The organism is Psychrobacter sp. Ps6, from assembly GCF_022129235.1.
Lineage (GTDB): Bacteria > Pseudomonadota > Gammaproteobacteria > Pseudomonadales > Moraxellaceae > Psychrobacter.
Genome location: NZ_JADQAI010000045.1, coordinates 1 through 3,004 on the forward strand (window position 1 = coordinate 1; position 3,004 = coordinate 3,004).

General features: G+C 36.5%; 2 protein-coding genes. One reads left to right on the forward strand and one right to left on the reverse strand.

Annotation, left to right across the window (positions count from 1 at the left end; genetic code table 11):
• Positions 1-2,299: Ig-like domain-containing protein (locus I3255_RS14920; RefSeq protein WP_275950126.1), on the forward strand; the 2,299-nt coding region annotated here is incomplete at its 5' end.
• 109 nt (positions 2,300-2,408) lie between these two features.
• On the opposite strand, the gene I3255_RS13490 is transcribed toward I3255_RS14920, so the two are convergent.
• A complete protein-coding gene (locus I3255_RS13490) occupies positions 2,409-2,924 on the reverse strand; it encodes a DUF4832 domain-containing protein (protein WP_238039267.1) in 516 nt (171 codons plus the stop codon).
• Positions 2,925-3,004: the final 80 nt, after the last annotated feature.

The following is a 3,004-nucleotide window of genomic DNA, read 5'->3' on the forward strand; positions in this document are numbered from 1 at the left end:
TGATATTGACCCGATCACAGGCGATAACATCATCACTCAAAAAGAGGGGCATGAAAAAGTATTAGATGTAACTGGTAAAGTTGGTGGTCAGGCTCGTGAAGGGGATGAAGTTACAGTAACTATTGGTAATAACAAGTATATAACTCATGTTCAGAAAGACCTCACTTGGAGTATTGCTGTTGCTGGTATGGATATTTTACATGCCAATCAAGCGATCGCTAGTGTAACAACATCTTATAGCTCACATAACGTTACAGTTGATGCTGATGAGCCATATAAAGTTGATATTGGTGCTCTAGTCACTATTGATTCAATTGCAGAAGATAACATTGTGACTCAAGCTGAAGGTAAGAGCTCTGTAGTAATTAATGGTTCTGTAGGTGGTGATGTTAAAGATGGAGATATAGTCACATTAACAATTGATGGACAACAATTTACTGGTGAAGTTAAAGATGGTCGTTATCAGATTACCGTCGAAGGTAGTGCTTTATTAAAGGATAGTGATCGTATTGTAGAGGCTTCTGTCACTACAACTGATGGTGCTCATCATTCTGCTTCTGATACAGCAGAAAAATCATATCAAATAGATGGTGTGGTGATCCAAGGTGATAATGGTGATAACACTATAGTTGGTACAGTTGGCTCGGATTTATTAATTGGTGATCTAGATCCTGCTAAAATTGTTGATGTTCCAACTAATGTTAATTTTGTGATAGATACATCAGGCAGTATGTATTACGGTCGATTGTTAAACCTTGATTCTATTCATATGAATAGTGCTGAAAAGTATAAAGTCTTTGTAAATTATGGTGCAACATTGACCGCCGCTGATGGCACACAACTTTATAATGGTAGTTCTCAGAGTGGATGGGTTACAGTTACCTACGATCAGATGAAAGCTGGCTTGCAGTATGATGGTTATAGGGCAGAGGATCCAATCTATATTAAGTCATCAATAGGGGAAGATCAGACGTATAAGTTAACAGATTTTCCTTCTGTTTTTGATATGACAAAGCAGGCTTATCAAGTGTTAGTTGATGAGATCTTGACGAATACCAATGATAAAAATTCTTTAAACTTTAATGTGGTTACCTTCAATAGCACTGTTGGGGGGGACTCATCGTTTCATTATGATGCTGAGAGTAATAGCTTTGTAAATAGTCGTGGTACCGATATTCATAATTATCTGAATTCTTTGATTGCTGGAGGTGGTACTGAATTTGAAGCTCCATTAAAAACTATTAGCGATCATATTGTTACAGATGGTAATACTAGAAATGTTGTTTACTTCCTAACTGATGGTAAGGACAATACAGGATTTAGTAATTCAGCTAATAATTCAGATTATGCGGCTTTAAAACATGCAGAGGTTATTTCAATTGCTGTTGGTCCATCAGGAGATGCAGATCAAGTTAACCAAATTGCTCAATTGGGTGAAGGGTATAACAATAATAATGACTCAGAGCCAAGCTATTCAAAAGTGATCACAAATACCAATGAGTTAACAGATATATTTAAAGACATCGGTCAACACTTCATTCCTGGTAGTGACACCATTACAGGAAGTGATGATGACGATGTGCTTGTTGGCGACGCTTTAAATATTCATTGGATGTATGACGAAGGATTGTTGCATGGACAATACCATGAGCCTGTAAAAGGTAAAGTTGATACATATCCTTCAACTATTATTAAACAATATTTAGCAGATGAAGCCCACAATGGCGATACTAACAAGGTTCTTACTTCTGATATTAACCATTTTATTGCCGACCACTTAGATAAATTTGGCAACAATGAATATGGTGGTAATGATCATATTAGTGGCGGTAAAGGCAATGATATCTTAATTGGCGATGGTGGTAATGACACTTTAGATGGTGGTTTAGGAGACGATCTACTAGATGGAGGCCTTGGTAATGACTTCCTAACTGGTGGGGCTGGTAACGATACCTTTATTTGGAGTGATCGTTCACTTGTAGCAAAAGATTCAGCAAATAATAATCCTATAGATCATATTAAGGATTTTGCTATCGGTGAAGACAAGATCGATCTAACCGATATTCTTGATAAGAGTGACAATACCACTATTGATGATTTGCTAAAGCATGTGAGTGCAGAAATTAAAGATGTCGGTAAAGATGATAAAGCTGATGTCGTATTGACAGTTCACAATAGTGATAGCTCAAAACAGACAACCATTGTTTTAGATGATTTTGCATCGCATTCTGATTTAACTGGTATCACCAGCTCGAATGAGATTGTGCAACACTTGTTTAATGATCATGTCTTTAAATAACACTTAGCTTAAATATAAATAAAAGGCCCTTAAGTTCGGTGAGCTTAAGGGCCTTTTGATGTCTCAAATCCAACTATTTCAGCAGGATATAAAATAAAACTTCATGATTTTAGTTACTGATAGTTATTATGGCTAGTTCATGCCAGCGATCTTTCATTGCACCATCAATGCCGAGTAGTATTTTAGGTTGATTTGTTTCTGGATCAACTAAAGCAACATCAATATAGTATTTGCCAATAGCAAGAGTACTTGGTAACGATAATTCATTGGTTATTTCATAACTAGGGGCTTGGCCATTGAGTTCTTCTGCTGGTTGCCACAGAGTGATATCAGTGTTGGTTTCAAATTCAATGGTACTATCAGAGCTTACTGAACGTAAACGCCAGCGAATAGGATAGTTATTGTAACTTGGCGCAACACCTACATTTTGCCACTGAGAGACAAGCTTAATGCGTTCTCCTGCATGGGCGGTTATAGGTAAGAGTAATTGTGTTAGCTCAAATCGGTATCCCAGTTTTTTTAGTGTATCTTGAACAATACCTTGATACATATCGGGTATTTTTTTTGATTTAGCATTAATTAATGAAGCGTGTTTTTTTAATGCGTAATCAAAAGATTCTTTCACTTTTTCTTGGGTATATAGTTCAGGATTGAGAGTGTCCTGAATTCTGTGTAACTGTCTAAACTTAAACCTTAAAGGTTAAG